The organism is Parafrankia sp. EUN1f (genome assembly GCF_000177675.1).
Taxonomy (GTDB): Bacteria; Actinomycetota; Actinomycetes; order Frankiales; family Frankiaceae; genus Parafrankia.
Map to the genome: position 1 here is coordinate 1 of NZ_ADGX01000375.1, position 993 is coordinate 993.

At 68.7% G+C, this 993-nt stretch carries 1 protein-coding gene; it reads left to right on the forward strand.

The window, feature by feature from the left end; all coding sequences use genetic code 11:
* On the forward strand, window positions 1–890 hold an 890-nt coding region (locus tag FREUN1FDRAFT_RS39190; protein ID WP_006546011.1), incomplete at its 5' end, for a DegT/DnrJ/EryC1/StrS family aminotransferase.
* Window positions 891–993 lie beyond the last annotated feature (103 nt).

The window sequence follows — 993 nt, forward strand, 5'->3', positions numbered from 1 at the left end:
CGTCGCAGGCGGCGCAGCGGCTCGGCGCGGTCGCGGTGCCCGTCGATGTCGATCTGGAGACGTACTGTCTCGATCCGGCCGGGGTGGAGGCCGCGGTCACGTCTCGTACCAGGGCGATCATGCCGGTGCATATGGCCGGTCACTTCTGTGACATGGACGCGCTCGGGAAGATCTCCGCGAACACCGGTGTCCCGTTGATCCAGGACGCCGCGCACGCGCATGGGGCGAGTTGGCAGGGCCGGCGGGTCGGTGAGCATGGTGGTATCGCGGCGTTCAGTTTCCAGAACGGGAAGCTGATGACCGCCGGTGAGGGTGGTCTGGTGACGTTCTCGGACGCGGAGCAGTTCGAGCAGGCGTTCCTGCGTCACAGCTGCGGCCGGCCGCGGACCGATCGTCGTTATCTGCATCAGACGTCGGGGTCGAACTTCCGGATGAACGAGTTCTCCGCGTCGGTGCTGCGTGCCCAGCTCGCCCGGCTCGGGGGGCAGATCGATACCCGTGAGCAGCGGTGGCCGCTGCTCGCGGGGCTGCTCGCGCAGGTCCCGGGGGTTGTTCCGCAGGGTCGGGATCCTCGCTGTGACCGTAATCCGCATTACATGGCGATGTTCCGGCTGCCCGGGTTCGACGAGCAGCGGCGTAACGCGCTGGTGGACGATCTGGTGGAGCGTGGGCTGCCCGCGTTCGCCGCGTTCCGCGCGATCTACCGGTCTGCTGGTTTCTGGGAGACCGGGGCACCTGCGGAGACCGTCGATCAGATCGCGGCGCGGTGCCCGAACGTGGAGGCGATCGGCGCGGACGGTGTCTGGTTGCACCATCGCACGCTGCTCGGGACCGAGGAGCAGATGCACGCGATCGCGGAGATCGTGGCGCAGGCCCTGGCTGCCGCGTGAGCGGGACGTCCCCCGCACCAGAACACGAACCAGAACACGCACCAGGACACGCACCAGGACGCGCACGTGAACCGGAGCACGAGGCCGGGCGTGAGCCTGGGGG